This window comes from Streptomyces sp. NPDC087263 (assembly GCF_044744645.1).
Lineage (GTDB): Bacteria > Actinomycetota > Actinomycetes > Streptomycetales > Streptomycetaceae > Streptomyces.
Genome location: NZ_JBIUYT010000003.1, coordinates 40,141 through 57,303, shown reverse-complemented (window position 1 = coordinate 57,303; position 17,163 = coordinate 40,141). Strand labels below are relative to the sequence as shown.

Annotated in this window: 17 protein-coding genes and 1 tRNA gene; 12 read left to right on the top strand and 6 right to left on the bottom strand. The window is 69.8% G+C overall.

Annotation, left to right across the window (positions count from 1 at the left end):
• Nucleotides 1-95: 95 nt before the first annotated feature.
• Together ACIPC1_RS09615 and ACIPC1_RS09610 are read right to left on the bottom strand one after the other, a co-directional pair.
• Nucleotides 96-851: a hypothetical protein gene (locus tag ACIPC1_RS09615; RefSeq protein ID WP_402514995.1), complete on the bottom strand. Its 756-nt coding sequence runs from the start codon at nucleotides 849-851 to the stop codon at nucleotides 96-98.
• A 196-nt stretch (nucleotides 852-1,047) separates the two neighbouring features.
• Nucleotides 1,048-1,524, bottom strand: a complete 477-nt coding sequence (locus ACIPC1_RS09610; RefSeq protein WP_402514992.1) for a hypothetical protein — start codon at nucleotides 1,522-1,524, stop codon at nucleotides 1,048-1,050.
• A 241-nt stretch (nucleotides 1,525-1,765) separates the two neighbouring features.
• On the opposite strand from ACIPC1_RS09610, the gene ACIPC1_RS09605 reads away from it, so the two are divergent.
• Nucleotides 1,766-2,764: an NAD(P)H-dependent glycerol-3-phosphate dehydrogenase gene (locus ACIPC1_RS09605; protein WP_402514990.1), complete on the top strand. Its 999-nt coding sequence runs from the start codon at nucleotides 1,766-1,768 to the stop codon at nucleotides 2,762-2,764.
• Between the two features lie 104 nt (nucleotides 2,765-2,868).
• Here ACIPC1_RS09605 and ACIPC1_RS09600 read toward each other — a convergent pair.
• Nucleotides 2,869-2,942, bottom strand: a tRNA-Pro gene (locus ACIPC1_RS09600).
• 100 nt (nucleotides 2,943-3,042) lie between these two features.
• Here ACIPC1_RS09600 and ACIPC1_RS09595 point away from each other — a divergent pair.
• The 3 genes from ACIPC1_RS09595 to ACIPC1_RS09585 all read left to right on the top strand — a co-directional run bounded on the left by ACIPC1_RS09595 (nucleotide 3,043) and on the right by ACIPC1_RS09585 (nucleotide 6,604).
• Nucleotides 3,043-3,567, top strand: a complete 525-nt coding sequence (locus ACIPC1_RS09595) for a DUF309 domain-containing protein (RefSeq protein ID WP_402514987.1) — start codon at nucleotides 3,043-3,045, stop codon at nucleotides 3,565-3,567.
• Nucleotides 3,568-3,663: 96 nt separating this feature from the next.
• The gene (gene cobF / locus ACIPC1_RS09590) at nucleotides 3,664-4,434 is read left to right on the top strand and encodes a precorrin-6A synthase (deacetylating) (RefSeq protein ID WP_402514984.1); all 771 of its coding nucleotides are present in this window, start codon (nucleotides 3,664-3,666) and stop codon (nucleotides 4,432-4,434) included.
• Between the two features lie 82 nt (nucleotides 4,435-4,516).
• Nucleotides 4,517-6,604, top strand: coding sequence for an MDR family MFS transporter (locus tag ACIPC1_RS09585; protein WP_402514983.1), 2,088 nt, complete (start codon nucleotides 4,517-4,519; stop codon nucleotides 6,602-6,604).
• An 8-nt stretch (nucleotides 6,605-6,612) separates the two neighbouring features.
• On the opposite strand, the gene ACIPC1_RS09580 is transcribed toward ACIPC1_RS09585, so the two are convergent.
• Both ACIPC1_RS09580 and ACIPC1_RS09575 read right to left on the bottom strand, forming a co-directional pair.
• Nucleotides 6,613-7,359, bottom strand: coding sequence for a cobalt-precorrin-6A reductase (locus ACIPC1_RS09580; RefSeq protein WP_402514980.1), 747 nt, complete (start codon nucleotides 7,357-7,359; stop codon nucleotides 6,613-6,615).
• Between the two features lie 102 nt (nucleotides 7,360-7,461).
• Nucleotides 7,462-8,424 carry an amidohydrolase family protein gene (locus ACIPC1_RS09575; protein WP_402514979.1) on the bottom strand — a complete coding sequence of 321 codons (963 nt, stop codon included), beginning with the start codon at nucleotides 8,422-8,424 and terminating at the stop codon, nucleotides 7,462-7,464.
• A gap of 158 nt (nucleotides 8,425-8,582) precedes the next feature.
• Between ACIPC1_RS09575 and ACIPC1_RS09570 the strand changes: the two genes are divergently transcribed.
• The 8 genes from ACIPC1_RS09570 to ACIPC1_RS09535 all read left to right on the top strand — a co-directional run bounded on the left by ACIPC1_RS09570 (nucleotide 8,583) and on the right by ACIPC1_RS09535 (nucleotide 16,187).
• The gene (locus ACIPC1_RS09570) at nucleotides 8,583-9,362 is read left to right on the top strand and encodes an MBL fold metallo-hydrolase (protein WP_402514977.1); all 780 of its coding nucleotides are present in this window, start codon (nucleotides 8,583-8,585) and stop codon (nucleotides 9,360-9,362) included.
• Between the two features lie 28 nt (nucleotides 9,363-9,390).
• On the top strand, nucleotides 9,391-10,518 hold the full coding sequence (locus ACIPC1_RS09565) for an NAD(P)-dependent alcohol dehydrogenase (protein WP_402514975.1): 1,128 nt from the start codon (nucleotides 9,391-9,393) through the stop codon (nucleotides 10,516-10,518).
• Between the two features lie 48 nt (nucleotides 10,519-10,566).
• On the top strand, nucleotides 10,567-11,118 hold the full coding sequence (locus tag ACIPC1_RS09560; protein WP_402514972.1) for a VOC family protein: 552 nt from the start codon (nucleotides 10,567-10,569) through the stop codon (nucleotides 11,116-11,118).
• On the top strand, nucleotides 11,115-12,794 hold the full coding sequence (locus ACIPC1_RS09555; protein ID WP_402514970.1) for an FAD-dependent monooxygenase: 1,680 nt from the start codon (nucleotides 11,115-11,117) through the stop codon (nucleotides 12,792-12,794). The genes ACIPC1_RS09560 and ACIPC1_RS09555 overlap by 4 nt, the downstream gene beginning before the upstream one ends.
• A gap of 15 nt (nucleotides 12,795-12,809) precedes the next feature.
• Nucleotides 12,810-13,670 carry a fumarylacetoacetate hydrolase family protein gene (locus tag ACIPC1_RS09550; protein ID WP_402514968.1) on the top strand — a complete coding sequence of 287 codons (861 nt, stop codon included), beginning with the start codon at nucleotides 12,810-12,812 and terminating at the stop codon, nucleotides 13,668-13,670.
• Complete coding sequence (locus ACIPC1_RS09545; RefSeq protein WP_402514967.1) at nucleotides 13,667-14,158, top strand: hypothetical protein; 492 nt, start codon at nucleotides 13,667-13,669, stop codon at nucleotides 14,156-14,158. Before ACIPC1_RS09550 ends, ACIPC1_RS09545 begins: the two co-directional genes overlap by 4 nt.
• Nucleotides 14,159-14,172: 14 nt before the next feature.
• Nucleotides 14,173-15,423: an oxygenase MpaB family protein gene (locus tag ACIPC1_RS09540; RefSeq protein WP_402514965.1), complete on the top strand. Its 1,251-nt coding sequence runs from the start codon at nucleotides 14,173-14,175 to the stop codon at nucleotides 15,421-15,423.
• A gap of 104 nt (nucleotides 15,424-15,527) precedes the next feature.
• The gene (locus ACIPC1_RS09535; RefSeq protein WP_402514964.1) at nucleotides 15,528-16,187 is read left to right on the top strand and encodes a TetR/AcrR family transcriptional regulator; all 660 of its coding nucleotides are present in this window, start codon (nucleotides 15,528-15,530) and stop codon (nucleotides 16,185-16,187) included.
• Nucleotides 16,188-16,201: 14 nt separating this feature from the next.
• Here ACIPC1_RS09535 and ACIPC1_RS09530 read toward each other — a convergent pair whose 3' ends face one another.
• Nucleotides 16,202-16,975 (bottom strand): sulfite exporter TauE/SafE family protein, encoded by a 774-nt coding sequence (locus ACIPC1_RS09530; protein ID WP_402516262.1) that lies wholly within the window; start codon nucleotides 16,973-16,975, stop codon nucleotides 16,202-16,204.
• Between the last annotated feature and the right edge of the window lie 188 nt (nucleotides 16,976-17,163).

Below are 17,163 nucleotides of genomic sequence, written 5' to 3'. Positions count from 1 at the left end.
GGCCGGTGCGACCCGTGGGGCACTGGTGACGCGACTCGGGCGGCCACTGTCAACGAGGGCGCCCTCCCACGCATTTGCGACCGACGGCCCGGCGGTCAGACCGTGTTCGTCTCCTCGTGGCGCTGCTGTATGCGCGCGATGACGCGCTCCCGTCCCAGCCTCTTGGCCTCGCGGAGCTTGCCTTCCGCGGCGAGCAACGGGATCCAGAACAACCAGCCCCACATGCTGAAGTCCACCACTCCGCTCCACACCAGCGTCTTGTTCAGGCTGAACGACAGGATGAACGTCAGCACATACGCCGCGACCCGATGGGCCAGCAGCAGGCGCAGCGGTGCGTTTCGGGGCCCCTGCAAGAGCTCGACGGCCGCGGCCAGTTCGGCGGCCTTGAGGTCTTCTCCGTCACCCGCGTCGGACTCTCCGCGGGCGGCTCGCCGCAGCGCCTCGGTGACCAGCACGCTCTGTTCCGCGACGGCTTCCTGATGAGCCTGCCCCTGAACGGCACTTGACTTCACGTCGTCCCAGTAGCCGCGTCCGGCCCAGCCGGTGGCGGCATCGACGCGCTCACGTTCGGGCGACCCGGGCGGCGCCAACTCCTCGATCCTGGCCTGCAAGGGCACCGCACGGGCTGCACGCCCCGAGTAGGCGAAGGCGTCGGCGCGGAGGCTCAGCTCCAGATACGACACCAGGAGCCCGAGATCGTCCGGCGCGAGCGCGAGGCCCTGGCGATACGCGGCCTCGGCCTCGGCGTCGTGGTCGTCCTCGTCCTCCGCGGCGTGTGCCTGCCCGAGCCAGCGGAAGAGAACGGGATCCGGCCCGCACTCCTCGAGCCCTGCCTCCGCGGTTGTCCTCACAGCGGCGAATCCACCCACCGCGAAAAGCTCCGAGCACCGCTCTGCGTACTGCCGCCGTTCCACGTCGTACTGCCGCCGTTCCACGTTCCCACCCCAGTCGTCCGAACATGCACCTTCCGTAGTGATCAGTACCGCTGTCAATATCGGCTTGATCACGATGCGCAGGTCAGCGACGTACGGCGTGGATGTTCGCAAGCTACGACGAACTCGGGGTGGGGCCCATGCCACGCAGTTGCTGAATGGTTCCGCCGAGCTTCGTGCGGAACGGCTCGAGCATCTCCTCGGGCGCGGTGACGACCCAGCGCGTGCCGACGAGGTACTTGCCCCCGTACACGCCGGCGGTGTCCAGCCACGTCAGCTTGTACTTCTCCTCGGGGAAGGTCGTGATGGCGTAGTCCGCGTTCTCGGTGTGGCAGACACCGACCCGCAGTTCGTCCGCCTCGGTGCGGATCTGCACCTTGCACCCGGTCAGGTTGGCGATCACCTCGACCTTGGCCGGCGCCACGACCGCGGCCGAGGGTGCGGCGATCTCCGCCTGCCCACGGTCCGCCGCGGCGTCGTCCTCGCCGCCGCCGCAGGCCGTGACCAGCGGGAGAAGGGCCAGGCTGCCGACGAGTGCGGCGCCGCGTGCCAGGTTGCGGCCGGTATGTCCTCGCGATTGCTGCTGCGGCACGTCGCCTCTCCGTCTCGGGACTGCTTCCGTCCGCACGCGCGGACGGTCGTATTCGACGAGGGGTACGGACGAAGGCGGGTGGCCGTTCACCACGTAGGCCGCGCGCACGTCCGGACGAACACCGGTGGCCGTTCACCACGTAAGCCGGGCGCGAGGCCATCGTCGTCACCCTCAGCGTCGGTCCCCGCCCCCTGGTCGCCGGATAGGGTGCCGGGTACTGCCGCAGAAGGAGAACAAGCAGATGGCTCGCGTCGCGATGTTCTCGGCGGGCTCGTGGGGTACGACCATGGCGGCCGTGTTCGCCGACGCGGGCAACGGAGTCCTCGTGCACGCCCGGCGCTCCGAAGTCGCCGACGCGATCGACACGCGCCACGAGAACCCCGCCTATCTGCCGGGCGCCGTCCTCCCGGACACGCTGCGCGCCACCACAGACCCCGCAGAAGCCCTCAGTGACGCCGACCTCGTGATCCTTTCGATCCCCGCCCAGACACTCCGCGACAACCTCGCCGTCTGGGCCCCGCTCATCGAACCGCACGCCGTGGTGATCAGCCTCATGAAAGGCGTCGAGACACACTCGGGACTTCGCATGAGCCAGGTGATCACCGAGGTCACCGGCATTCCCGACGAGCGAGTCGCGGTCATCTCCGGCCCGAACCTCGCCCGGGAGATCGCCGCGCACCAACCCGCCGCCTCCGTCATCGCCTGCCGCGACGAGACCGCCGCCAAGTACATCCAGGCCGCCTGCCACACCTCGTACTTCCGGCCCTACACCGCCACCGACGTCGTCGGCTGCGAACTCGGCGGCGCCGTGAAGAACGTGATCGCCCTGGCGGTGGGCCTCGCGACCGGCATGGGCCTCGGCGACAACGCGAAAGCGCTGCTCATCACCCGCGGCCTGGCCGAGACCGCCCGCCTGGGAACGGCCCTCGGCGCCGACCCGCTGACGTTCTCCGGGCTCGCCGGCGCAGGCGACCTCATGGCCACGTGCTCCTCGCCGCTGTCCCGCAACAGAACCTTCGGCGAGCACCTGGGCCAGGGCCTCACCGTCGCGGAGGCGGCCCTTGCCACCAGCCAGACCGCCGAGGGAGTCAAGTCCTGCCGGGCGATCCTCCAGCTGGCCCGCGGCCACGGCGTCGAGATGCCCATCACAGAGGTGGTGGCATCCGTCATCGACGGACACTCCACGGTCGGGGCGGCGGCCGACATGCTCATGGCGCGCACGCCCAAACCCGAGCGATAGCGCAGCGCGCGGAACCCCGAAGACCCCGAAGACCCCGAAGGCCCCAAACGCCCTACACGAAAAGGGCCCCCACAGGCTCTCGCCTGCGAAGACCCTTCGCACCGTCGGGACGACAGGATTTGAACCTGCGACCCCTTGACCCCCAGTCAAGTGCGCTACCAAGCTGCGCCACGTCCCGATGCGTTCGACCCACGGTGACCCGCGTGATCGTGCGAACAGAACTTTACCCCACCCCAGGGGCTGCTCCGTTAATTGCGCAAGCGCGCGACAATCAGGGTATGAGCGGGGCATCTGAGGTTCGGCAGGGCGGCGGGCGGGACCGGGACCCGGACGGGCGGGCGCGGAACGCCCGGCCGCGTGACGGACTGGGGCGGCCGTTGCCGTACGGCGCGGCTGGGGTGGAACGGCAGCCGGAGGGCCTCGTACGCAGGCCCGAGGAGACCGTCGCCGAGGCGCAGGTGCTGCTGGACGGCGGAAAACCGTTCCACGCGCACGAGGTCTTCGAGGATGCCTGGAAGGCGGGCCCCGAGGAGGAGCGTGCGCTGTGGCGGGGGCTCGCCCAGCTCGCCGTGGGGCTCACGCACGCGGCCAGGGGCAACACGACGGGCGGTGCGCGGCTGCTGCGGCGCGGGGCCGGGGCGGTGGAGGAGTGGGCTTCGGGGACCGACCGGGCACGTCCCTACGGGATGGGGATCGCTGAGCTGGGCGTCTGGGCAAGGGAGTTGGCGGGAACCGTCGAGCGGGACGGTACGGCGATCAGCGCGACGGCCTGGGCGCCGCGACTGCGTGGACACCGAGCGTGACGAATCCGTGCGCCCTCCCCGTGCGCCCTCCCCGTGCGCCCTCCCTTCTCCGGGTGCGGTGGAGCCACTGTCAGTGGTGTGCGGCAGACTCTGGGTGTGCGAAAGATTCATGTCATCGGGATCGGGGCGGGTGACCCCGACCAGCTCACGCTTCAGGCGGTCAAGGCGCTGAGGGACACCGACGTGTTCTTCATCCTGGACAAGGGCGAGGTGAAGGCCGACCTCGTCCAGCTGCGCCGTGACATCCTCGACGCGCACCTACCCGAGGGGACGTACCGGCTGGTCGAGGCGCGCGACCCGGACCGCGACCGGTCCGCCGGGGGCGCGGCGTACTCGCCGGCGGTCGGGGACTGGCGCAGCGCCCGCGCCGGGATCTACCAGCGCCTGATCTCCGAGGAGCTGGGCGAGCAGGAGAGCGGCGCGTTCCTGGTGTGGGGCGATCCCTCGCTGTACGACAGCACGCTCGGGATCCTGGAGGAGATCCTGGAGCGGGGCGCGGTGTCGTTCACGTACGACGTCGTGCCCGGGATCAGTAGTGTGTCCGCGCTGGTCGCCCGGCACCGTACGGGCCTCAACCGGGTCGCCCGGCCCGTCCAGATCACCACCGGCCGCCGCCTCGCGGAGGGCTTCCCGGACGGCGTCGACGACGTGGTCGTCATGCTCGACGCCCATCAGGCCTTCCGGCAGTACGCCGACGAGGACATCGACATCTACTGGGGCGCCTACATAGGCACTCCCGACGAAATCCTCGCCTCGGGCCCCATAGCCGAGGCGGCACCCCGCATCGAGCGTCTGCGCGCCGAGGCCCGGGAGCGCAAGGGATGGATCATGGACACATACCTGCTGCGCAGACATCCGAAGGGGTAGCACGCTCGGCAGGGGCTGGGCCCGTACGCCGGGCGGGTCGTCCCGCATGCACATGGCGCACTCCGGTGTGAAAGTGACGAATGTGACGACCACCGAGGAAACCGTGCCGCCCGCCGCGGAGGCGGCCGCACCGCCGGTGCTGGACAAGCGGCGCCGCAATGTCGTCTTCGTGACGATCATGCTGGGCATGCTCCTCGCCGCCCTGGACCAGACGATCGTGGGCACCGCCCTGCCGACGATCGTGTCGGATCTCGGCGGCGCGGCGCACATGTCGTGGGTGGTGACGGCGTACCTGCTGGCGGAGACCGTCGCCACGGTGCTGGTCGGCAAGTTCGGTGACCTGTTCGGCCGCAAGGTGGTCTTCCAGGCCTCGGCGATCATCTTCATCAGCGGTTCCTTCCTGTGCGGCCTCTCGCCGAACATGACGATGCTGATCCTCTGGCGGGCGGTCCAGGGCATCGGCGCGGGCGGTCTGATGGTCACCGCCATGGCCCTGATCGCGGATGTCATTCCACTGCGGGAGCGCGGCAAGTACCAGGGCGCGATCGGTGCCGTCTTCGGTGTGGCCACCGTCATCGGGCCGCTGCTCGGCGGTCTGTTCACGGACCATCTGACCTGGCGCTGGGCCTTCTACGTCAACGTGCCGATCGCGATCGTCGTGGTCATCGCCGCGGCCCGCACCATTCCCGTCGTGAAGTCGGTGGTCCGCCCCGTCATCGACTATCTGGGCATCGCGTTCGTCGCGATCGGTGCCAGCGCCCTGATCCTGGCGACCAGTTGGGGCGGCAACGAGTACGCGTGGGGTTCGGGCATGATCATCGGCCTGTTCGTGGGCGGTGTGGCAGCGCTCGGGCTGTTCTGCTGGGCCGAGACCCGCGCGGCCCAACCGACCCTGCCGATGCGCCTGTTCGCCAACCCCGTCTTCACGGTCTGCTCGATCCTCAGCTTCATCGTGGGCTTCGCGATGCTCGGCGCGATGACGTTCCTGCCGACGTATCTGCAGTACGTCGACGGCGACTCGGCCACGGTCTCCGGCGTCCGTACGCTGCCCATGGTCATCGGCCTGCTCATCGCTTCCGTCTTCAGCGGCAATGTGGTCAGCAAGACGGGCCAGTACCGGATCTTCCCCATCGTCGGCTCGCTGGTGATGGCGGTGGGGCTCTATCTGCTCTCGCTGATGGGACCGGACACGAGCACCTGGCTGGCGTCGCTGTACATGTTCGTGCTCGGCGCCGGGATCGGCCTGTCCATGCAGGTGCTGACGATCGCCGTGCAGAACACCGTGCTCTACGCCGACCTCGGCACCGCGACCTCCGGCGTCACCTTCTTCCGTACGCTGGGCAGCTCTTTCGGGACAGCCGTCTTCGGCACGATCTACACCAACTCCCTGAAGCCGAACCTCACCGAGGGGGTCGCGGCGGCCGCCCGCACCGGCGCCGCGGATCCGGCCACGATCGCCCAAGCCTCGCAGAGCCCGGAAGGGTTGAAGAGACTGCCGTCGGCGGCGGCCGAACCCATCATCAAGGCGTACGCGGACACGCTCCAGACCGTCTTCCTCTGGACGGTCCCGGTCGCGGTCCTCGGCTTCATCGTGGCCCTCTTCCTCAAACAGGTGCAGCTACGCGACAGCGCACGCATGGGCTCGACCGACATGGGTGAGGGCTTCGCGTCCCCGTCCAGCGCCGATTCACAGCGGGTCCTGGAAGCCGCCGTCGGAAAGATCATCGGCGGTACGGAGCTGGACACCGCGCGCCGGATCGTCACGGATTCCGACACCCGCCTCGACGTGGCCGGGGCGTGGGCCGTGATGCAGGTGGAGCTGTTCACCCGGATGGTCGGCCATGCGAGTCTCGGGCTGATCGCCGCCCGGCGACGACTGCCCCCGGAGGTCCTGGTACCGGTCTTCGACCGTATGGTCGAGGAGGGCTACCTCACCCGCGAGGGCTCACTCATCTCGCACACCGCGGCGGGTGAACGGGAGGCGCAGGTCCTCGGCAAGGCGTGGGGCAGCTGGCTCGCCCAGCGTGTGGAGCAGGACATCGGCCGCCCGTCGGGCGAGGACCTGCGCGCCGCCGTCGACTCCATCGCCAAGCGTCTGCTGGTCGAGGACCTGTCCAATGGCCTGCCGTCCGGCCGGCAGCTGGAGTCGGCTGCCGGCACACCCGGCTGACGCGCCCCTCAGCGTGCGCCGAGGTCCAGCCGGGCCAGGACCGACGCGACGTCCGGGACCGCGCTCACGCCGTCCGGAAGGGGCGGGCGGCGTACGACGACCACCGGGAGCCCGAGGTCACGTGCGGCCGCCAGCTTCGCCGCCGTCGCCCCTCCCCCGCTGTCCTTGGTGACCAGGACCTCGATGCGATGCTCGCGCAGCAGGGTTCTCTCGCCGTCCACCGTGAACGGACCGCGCGCCAGCAGCACCTCGACGTCCGGGGGCAATGGCGGTTCGGGCGGCTCCACCGACCGTACGAGAAAGTGCAGTTCGGACAGCTCCGCGAAGGCGGCGAGGCCCAGGCGGCCCGTGGTGAGGAAGACGCGGCGGCCCAACTCCGGGAGCAGCGCGGCGGCTTCGGCCAGGGAGGCCGCCGAGTGCCAGCGGTCGCCGGGGCCGGGGCGCCAGCCGGGGCGGCGCAGCACCACGACCGGAACTCCGGTCGCCGCCGCGGCCCGAGCCGCGTTCGCCGTGATGCCCGTCGCGAACGGGTGCGTCGCGTCCGCCACGGCGTCCACCCGATGCTCGTGCAGCCACCGGGCCAGACCGTCCGCCCCGCCGAATCCCCCGATCCGCACCTCGCCATCGAGCGCTCCGGGCCGGGATACGCGCCCCGCCAGCGACATGGTCACCCGCACTCCGGGGCACGCCGCCAGCCGGGCGGCGAGTTCTCGCGCCTCGGTGGTGCCGCCGAGGACCAGGACGTGGGGGGACATGGGGTCGAGCGTACGGGGCACGCCGCTCTCCGACGCGGTCGGCCGGTCAGGCAAAGCGCGGGAGGTGAGGGCTGTCAGGCAAAGCGCGGGACGTGAGGGCTGTCAGGCGAAGCGGGGGAACAACCTCAGCGCGTTGTCGCGCTCCACACCGCGCAGTTCCCCCTCGGTGAAGCCGTCGAAGCCCGTGAGGTTGTCGATGTTGCGGACGACCGTGGGCTCCGGGGCTGCCGGCCAGTCGGTGCCGAACAGGATGTGGTCGGCGGAGGTCACTTCGAGCGTCGGCAGCAGGGAGTTGCGGCTCCCGGCCAGCGCGGTGTCGTAGTAGAGCCCGCGCAGGACCTCCGCCACATGGGCAGGGCCGATGTCGGCGTCGTCCGGCCCCCGGCCCATCACCGTGTGCTCGCCGATCCGCCAGCCGAGCGTGGGCAGCGCCCCTCCGCAATGCGCCAGGATCAGCTTCAGCCCGGGATGCCGCAGGAAGACACCGGTGTAGAGCGCGTTGGTGATGGTGCGCGCGGTGTCGAAGGGGAACTCGACGATCGAGCTCGGCCGGCCGAAGCCGAGGACCTCGATGTACGGGCAGTCCTCCGGGTGGACGAAGACCGGTACCTCGCGCCGCGCCAACTCCGCCAGTACGGGTTCGAGGGACGGATCGCCGAAGTAGCGCCCCAGCACGTTCGAGGTCAGCACCACTCCGTCGAGCCCCAACTCGTCCAGCGCGTACGTGACTTCCGCCAGCGCCTCGTCGGGGCCATCCGCCGGCAGCGTCGCGAAGGCTCCGAAGCGGCCGGGGTGCTTCGCGATCAGCTCGGCGTGCCCTTCGTTGATCAGCCGCGCCAGGCGCGTCCCGAAGTCCGGGTCGTCGTCCGCCCCCGCGAACGACATCGGCAGGGACATGAGCTGGGCGGCGATCTCCTGCCGGTCCATGTAGGCGAGCGCGGCCTCGGGCGTCCAGCGCACCGAGATGCGGTATCCGCCGGTCGGCCGAAAACCCCGGCCCGCGATCGCCATCATCGCTTCGTCCGACACGCCATGAGTGTGGACATCGATCCGTTGACCAGCCATGACACGGCTCCTCTGCTCCGGGGTGTGTTCCCCAACCCTAGGCAGCAAACTGTTGCTCGTCAATTTAAATGGCATTACTACGATCATCTGGCGCCCTAGGCCTGCAAAGACAACGTTAATAAATTGACGCTCGACACTTTAATGGCTACGGTCGAGGCATGCAGATAGGTGATGTGACTGTCGAACCCCTCACCGACGGCGTCATACCGATGCCGCCGAACCTGCTCTACCCGGACGTGCCGTTGTCCGTGTGGCAGGCGCTTCCCGGCGTCCTCGACCGGCACGGGATGCTTCAGATCCCGTTCGGCGGGTTCCTGGCCACCGACCGGCGCGGGCATCGCGTCGTCTTCGACCTGGGCGGCGGGCTCGCCCCGCAGCTGCTGCCCGACGGCGAGCTGCCCCCGCTCTGCGAACTCCTGCCGGAGCGGCTGGACAAGCTGGACTGCCCACTCGACTCCGTGACCGACGTGGTGCTCAGCCATCTCCACATCGACCACGTGGGCTGGGCCTCCACCGCGGGCATCACCACGTTTCCCCAGGCCAGGCATCACATCCACGCCGACGACTGGAAGCACTTCGTGGACGGGAAAGCCGACGACGCCGTACGCGCCAAGGTCGCTCCGCTGCACGACATCGCCGTGCTGTGGGAAGGCGACACCGTCTCGCCGTACGACTGGCTGCGTCTCGTACACGCGCCGGGCCACACGCCGGGCGCCTCGGTCGCACTGATCGAGTCACAGGGGCAGAGCCTCGCCCTCGTCGGTGACCTGTTCCACCACCCGGCGGCGCTGGACCACCCGCACTGGCGCTGCGGTTTCGACTGGGACGCACCGGCCGCGGCGGCGACCCGGGCGCTCTGGCTGGAGACGCTGCGCGCCACGGGAACGCCGCTGGTCGGGCCGCACTTCCCCGAACTCCGGCCGGTCACGCTCCGATGAACCGGCCGCATTCTCCGAAAGGCTCGCCATGAGCAGCGTGAAACTCGCCATGAGCAGCGTGAAAGCGGCGGTCTGCCGGCCCGACAGCGACGAACCCTTCGTGCTGGAGGAGCTGAGCATCGGCGATCCCCGCCCGGACGAGGTGCTGGTGCGCTTCACCGCGGCAGGGCTGTGCCATACGGATCTGGAGGTGGCGGCCGGACGTATGCCGACCCCTCTCCCGGTCGTCGCCGGGCACGAGGGAGCCGGTGTCGTCGAGGCGGTCGGCTCCGCCGTCACCGGGTTCGGGCCCGGCGACCGGGTGGTGGCCGGCTTCAGCTTCTGCGGCAGCTGCCGGAACTGTCTGAGCGGACAGCCCGCGTACTGCCCCCTCCACTTCCCGCTGAACTTCGGTGCCCAGCGCGCCGACGGCACCGTCGGGCTGCACGACTGTGCGGGCGAGCCGGTGCACGACCACTTCTTCGGGCAGTCGTCCTTCGCCGGGTACGGTTTGTGCCGCCCCAGCAGCCTGATCAAGGTCGGCGGGACGGACGTACCCGATCATGTGCTCGCTCCCCTCGGGTGCGGCATCATCACCGGCGCCGGGGCGGTCTGGAACCAGTTGAAGGTCTCGCCGGGCAGCACGGTGGCCGTCTTCGGGGCCGGGGCCGTCGGGCTGAGCGCGGTCATGGCGGCCGCGGCGGCCGGCGCCGCGCGGATCATCGTGACCGACCCGCACGCCTCGCGGCTCGACCTCGCCGCCCACCTCGGCGCGACCGACGTCATCGACGCCACGGACGGCCTCGCCGTCGAAGGGGTACAGGAGCTCACCGGCGGCGCGGGCGTCGAGTTCAGCGTGGAGTCCACCGGCGTACCCGAGGTGATGTCGCAGGCCGTGGCCGCGCTCGCCCCGCTGGGAAGTGCGGCGATCCTCGGCGTCGCTCCCGACGCGGACCTGCGGACCAGCGCGTTCGCGCTCCTCGAAGGACGGACCGTGAGCGGTTCGATCGTCGGGCACCAGGCCCCGGCGGTGCTCGTGCCCCGCATCCTCGACCTCCATGGCAAGGGCCGCTTTCCTCTGGAGGCCATGATCCGCACCTACGCACTGGACGACATCAACAAGGCCGTCGACGAGGTGCGTTCGGGGACCGCCGTCAAGGCCGTCCTCATCCACTGAACCGACCGACCCGACCGAGCCGCTCTCCCTCAAGCAAGGACGAAAGACATGTCAGGGATTCGTCTGTCCGAGGTCGTTCTGCGGACGACCGAATACGACCGCCTCTGTGATTTCTACTCGCTGCTCCTGAATCAGCCACGCACCGTGGAGATGACGCCGCCTCCCTCGGACGACCCGGACGAGCCGTCCCGCATCTGCTTCCTCGACTTCTACTTCGATCCGCCTTACACCCAGCGCATCGCCGTCTTCGAGTGCGAGGACATCGGCTCCGGCCCCTCATCCCGTGGTCTGCACCACTTCCAGCTGCGTACGCCGTCCATCGAGGCGCTGGTGGACCTGTACGGCACGCTCAAGGACGGCGGCCATCTCCCCATCGAGGCGTCCAACCACGGACCTGGCACGAGCTTCTACTACCGGGACCCGGACAGGAACAAGGTCGAACTGTCCGCGCTGAACTTCTCCTCGCGGGACGAGATGCGGGCGTTCATGGCGACCGATGCGTTCAAGTCCAACCCCAACGGCTTCCCGCTCGACCCGGAACTGCTGGCCAAGGCCGCCAAGTCCGGCCGGGACCTGAGCGAATCGATCTGGGAACGATGAGACTCACCTCCGCGCCGGGCACAACCGGCGATCTCTTGGACAACACCGCGTACGACGTGGTGATCGTGGGCGGCGGTCCGGTGGGGATCGCGACCGCCATCGAGCTGGGCTCCCGACGGCTGTCCGTGCTCCTCGTCGAGCGCGAGGACGGCGTGGTCCGCTATCCGACGGCGGAGTCCATCGACACCGTCTCCATGGAACTGCTGCGCCGGTGGGGCATCGCCGACGAGGTGCAGCACAGCGGATTCCCCGCCGACGCGCGGCGTGACATCTCCTTCGTCTCGCGCATGACGACGTACGAACTGGCGCGTTTCCCGCGTCCCTGCAATGCGGACCGGCGCGCTACCACGCACGGACTGAGCCCCGAAGGGGGCGTGTGGTGGCCAAAGTTCTGGTTCGACCTCGCCCTTCGGGAACGCGCCGCCGCCGAACCCACGGTGGACCTGCGTTACCGGTGGACGTGCGACGCGTTCGACGACGGGACGCACGGCGTGACCGTGCGGCTCTCCTCGCAGGCGTACGGCCGCAGGACCGTGCGGGCGCGCTACCTGGTGGCGTGCGACGGTGCGGCCTCGCCGGTCCGCAAGGCCCTGGGTATCGAGTCGCTGCGGGACTCGGCCGATGTCCGGGCCCGCTGGCAGGGTGCCTTCGTGAACCTCCCCGGGCTGCGCGAACGCGTTCCGCATGCCCCGGCCGTGCAGTACTACCTGGTCAATCCCCGCCGGATGATTCTGGGTTCGCTCGACGGCGACGATCTGTGGCGCGTCACCTATCCGCTGGCCGACGGGGAGTCGCCCGCTGCCGCCGAGGTGCGTGCCACCGTAGCCGAGGCGCTCGACTGCGCGGCCGGTGAGGTCGAGGTGCTCGACTCCCGGGAGTGGAGCGGCGACGCGGTGGTCGCCGAGTCCTTCCGGTCCGGTCATGTGCTGCTGGCGGGCGACTCCGCGCACCGCATGTGGCCCTCGGGCGGGCACGGGATGAACACCGGTCTCGGCGATGTGGCCAACCTCGGCTGGAAGTTGGAGGGCGTGCTGCGGGGCTGGGCTCCGGACGCCCTGCTCGACACGTACACCGCCGAGCGCCGGCCGCACGCCGAGCGCATGGTCCGCCGTGCCTGGCACAACTACCGCGCGGACAACGCGATCCTGCCCGACCCGGCGCTGGACGACCCGGCACGGAAGGAGGCGCGGGACCGGGCCGGTGAGCGCATCGTGGCCACCCGGCAGACCGAGTGGCGCTCACTCGGCGTCCAACTCGGCGTGCGTTACCCGCAGTCGCCGCTCATCGTCCCGGACGGGACGCCGGAGCCCCCCGCCGACCCGGAGGAGTACGTGCCGACGGCGCGCCCCGGGCATCGTGCCCCGCATGTCGCGCCGGCCGACGGGAGCTCGGTGCTCGACCTCTTCCGCGGGCGCTTCGCCCTGCTGAACATCGCCCCCGCCGTGGACAGCGGGGATCTGGCCCAGGCGTTCCGGACCCGGGGAATCCCCCTCGATGAGGAATGGGTCGGCGCCGACGGGGCGCGCGAGGTGTACGGGTGCGCCATCGCTCTCGTACGCCCCGACGGCATCGTCGCCTGGCGCGGTGACGTCTGCCCGGCGGATCCCGACGCGCTGGTGGACCAGGTCATCGGCCGGTCGGCGAGTCACCGGGGCGCTCGGGAACTCACGAGCTGAGGAACGGAGAACATCATGCTGCTCGCACAGACCGGCGACGGCATCGCGCGGGTCGGTCCCGAGGGACTGCGACTCCTCGACGCCCACGGCCGATCGCTGGAGGACTTCATCGTCGAGGGCCGGCTCGCCGAAGTGGCGGGCCTGCGGGTCCGCGAGGAGATCAGCCGGGAGCACGCCACCTTCGCACCCCCGGTGGGGCGGCCCGGCAAGATCGTCGTCATCGGCCTCAACTACCGTGACCACGCTGCCGAGACGGGCAGCCCGCTGCCCGCCCTCCCCCGCTTCCACCTGATCCCCGGCTCCGCCGTCACCTCCCCGGACACCGTCGTCCACCTGCCGGAGTCCGCGCCGAAGCGGGTCGACTACGAGGGCGAACTGGCCGTCGTGATCGGGCGGGACGGCCGCGATATCCCGGAGGCGGACGCCTGGGACTTCGTCGCGGGAGGGACGGTCGCCAACGACCTCTCGGCGCGCGATGTCCAGTCCGGTGACAATCCGGCCCTGCCGATGGCCAGCCCGGCCCTCGCCAAGGGCTTCGACGGCTTCAAGCCGCTCGGGCCCGCCCTGCTCACGGCCGACGAACTGCGCCTGCACGACGCGCTGGACCTCACCACCGAGGTCAACGGCGAAGTACGCCAGCGTTCTTCGACGGCCGAGCTCATCTTCTCGGTCCCTCAACTCCTCGCGTACGTCAGCTCCTTCCTGACCCTGGAAGCCGGTGACGTGATCCTCACCGGGACCCCGGGAGGGACCGGCATCGCGGACGGGCGGTTCCTGGCGGCGGGCGACGTGGTGTCGGTCACGCTCGCCAGGATCGGCACGCTGACCAGCACCATCGCCCCTCCGAACACCGGGATCCGGCGGGAGGGGGCATGACTGCATGTCTTCTCTGCCGGCGAGCCGCCGTGCTCGATACCGCGGATCCCGGCTGGCTGCTGCGGACCGGGCACTGGGGAGTGTCCATGCATCCGGCCATGGCGGCGCCCGGCTGGGTCGCGGTGCAGACGCTGCGGCACACCGAGGGGCTCGCCGGTCTGGACGGCGCCGAGACCGCCGAACTCGGCCCGCTGCTCGCCCGGTTGAGCGCCGCGGTGACGCGGGTGACCGGCTCGGAACGGGTCTACACCTACTCGCTCGGCGAGGGCAGTCCGCACACCCATGTGCTGCTGGGCCCGCCCCGAGGAGACGTGCGCGGCGCGGCGTTCATCACTGGGCTGATGCGCCGCGACGCCTCCCTGGCCGACGATGCGGCCGCCCTCCGCGTCGCCCGCGAGCTGGCGGACGAACTGGCGGGCCGACCGGCGAGTGAAGTGGCAGGCCAACCGGCGGGCGAACCGGCCGCGGGAAACACCAACACCATCTGAAAGCGGTGAGATCAATGACGCAGTCCACCGAAGTGGCGATCCCCAAGATCTTCACGTACTTCGAGACCGCCAAGAGCCCGAAGGGCCTCGCGCTGAAGGCGCAACTCGAACGCTACGCCAAGCGCCCGCTCGACGTCCCCGAGGAGCTGGCGACGGCCTTCGGACGGGCCATGAACACCGGGGACAAGCTCGGCGACGCCTACATCGACGCCTGCTTCGCCTCGCCCAAGGGCAAGTCCCGCGCCCGGAAGGACGTCGAGCAGGCCCTGCACGGCGGCATCAAGAGCGTCAACGACCCCTCCCCGGAGCTGGTGGCGCTGTTCGACTCGATCAACACCGACCCCGAGTGGGTGGACTGGGACAAGGTCGAGCACGGCGCCGAGGTCTTCCGGCGGTACAAGGAGCTGTACCCGTTCTTCGGAATGTCCACGTTCAACGCGTACGGCCTGGAGACCGTCGCCAAGCCGCTCGCGCTGACCGGCGCGTACACCGGCGGCTCGGCGTTCGGCCGGTTCGTCGAGACCTCCCGGCTCTGGACGGACACCACCGAGCCCGGGGCCATGCGACCGGGTGCCGCGGGACGCCGATCCGCGGTGTTCGTACGCACCCTGCACTCGATGATCCGGCACACCCTGCTGCCGCACCCCGAGTGGGACCGGGACCGGCTGGGCATGCCCATCAGCCAGTTCGCGCAGACCGGGACCCTGCTGCTCAGCTCGTTCGCCCCCGGAATGCAGCTGAAGCTGCTCGGCTACCGGCCCACGGACGCCGACATCGAGGCCATGATGCATCACTGGCGCTACGTCGGATACCTCATGGGTGTCCAGGCGCCGTGGTACCCGGAGACGGTCGCCGATGGCTTCCTGGCGAACCTGTTGCTCGGGCTCTCGGAGGAGCCGAAGATCGACGACGACTCCCGGGAACTGTGCCGGTCGTTCATGGACACCTACCTGCCCCCGGAGGACGCGAAGGGACTGCGCCAGGTCTACGGCAAGCTGCGCTACAAGGCGCAGCTCGGTCACGCGCGCTTCTACCTGGGCGAGGAGAGCTACGGGTCGACGGGTCTGCCCGACCCCGGCCTGTGGCGCTTCGCTCCGCTCGCCCGGGTGCCCGGGAACCTGACGCGCGAGACCCTGCGCCGGAACGTCACCGGCGTGGCCGGATGGATCGACCAGGTCAACCGGCGCGACCGGCACGCATTCCTCAATACCAACCTCGAAGGCGGCGAAGCGAAGTTCAAGCCCGTCGACAAGCTCGCGCGGTAGTCCCCCGGCGCACGCGCTAACGGAATATCCGCCCCGCCCCACCCGGTTCCCGCCTCCTCTTCTCCCTCCCCACGGAGGAGAGGAGGCGCCGCTAAGCTGGTGCCATGCCTGAGAATCCGACCCGCGTCAGCCGCCCACGAGGACGTCCACCCAAAGACGCGCAATTCGCCCCGACCGACCAGGTTATGGCCGCAGCGATCGAGGCTTTCTCGGTGCACGGATACAACGGTGTGTCACTGCGGACCGTTAATGACGAACTGGGCGTCAGCCGCAACCTTCTCTATCAGCGCTTCGGTTCGAAGGCGAACCTGTGGCAGGCCGCTGTCGACTGGGCTTTCCGCCCCCTCGTGGACTACCTGGTGGCCGCGGACGACGAATCGGCCGACCCCATGGTGCGGTTGAGAATGCTGATCCGGAATTTCATCGAGTACTCGGCAACGCGCCCTTATCTTGCTCGCCTTGTCACCCTTGAAGGCGCCGCCGCCACGGAGCGTCTCGACTATCTCTACGGCAACTACATCGAGCCGATAAAATCTCGCTACACCCACGTCTTTGAACTTCTGTACGAGCAGGGCAGAATCAAGAAAATCCCCTACGAGACTTTCTATTTCCTGCTCACTTCCGGTGGCTCCGCGCTCTACGGTCAGATCGCGCTCGCCGCGCTGATGAGCCCGGAGATGACGTCGACGGAGGAGGCCCGCGTCCGGCTCTACGCCGAGAACGTGGCCGAAGTCCTCCTGAACGGTCTGTCGTTGCCGAACTGAAGACGCCCGCCCGGTCAGCGCAGCAGCAGCTGCGCCCCGCCCACCACCGTCGCCGCGATCACCAGCCGCTCGAAGAGCCGCTGGTTGATCCGGTGCACGGCCCACCTGCCGATGACGGCCCCCGGCAGCACGAAGACCGCCAGCGCCGCGTCCAGCAGCAGCGACTTCCCATCGATCAGGCCGAGGCCCACGCTGAACGGCACCTTCGACACATTGACGATCAGGAAGAAGAAGGCGGAGGTGCCCAGGAAGCCGAGCTTCCGGAAGCCCGCCGACAGGAGGTACATGGACATCACGGGGCCGCCGGCGTTGGCGACCATCGTGGTGAAGCCGCCGAGCACGCCGTACGAACGGGCCTTGACGCGGCCTGTGCGCGTCGCCACCGAGTCGGGTTCCTCGTCCTTCTTGGCGGCCCGCCTGCGCCACAGGGTGACCGCCGCCATCATCAGCAGGATCGCGCCGATCGAGGTGCGTACGACCCCGTCGTCGGCCCACACCAGGAACAGCGTGCCGAGGACGACTCCCGCGGCGACCGCCGGGAACAGCCGCCAGAGCGTGGGCCAGTGGGCGTGCCGCCGGTAGGTGAGCACCGCGAGTACGTCCCCGACGATGAGGATGGGCAGCAGCACCCCCGTCGAGGCGCGGGCGGGCAGCACGGCGGCGAAGATCGCCAGGCTGACCGTGTTGGCCCCGCTGACGGCGGTTTTCGAGAAACCGACGAGCAGGGCCGCGGCGGCGAGCGCGGCGAACTCCCAGACAGATATGTGCCAGAGCGTCATCGTGTTCATGCGGGAACCGATGCTATGCCCACGCATCTCGTGAGCGTAAGGACCGTCTCGCCCATTGGCCCCTGGGGTGTCCTCGGGGCCCATGGTGGAACGGCGCCGCACGGCTCATCGGCCCTGCCCGCCCTCGGGCACCGAATGGTTCCGCCCTGCGCAGTGCCCGGTCGATCCGCGTGACCGCGGTGCACGGC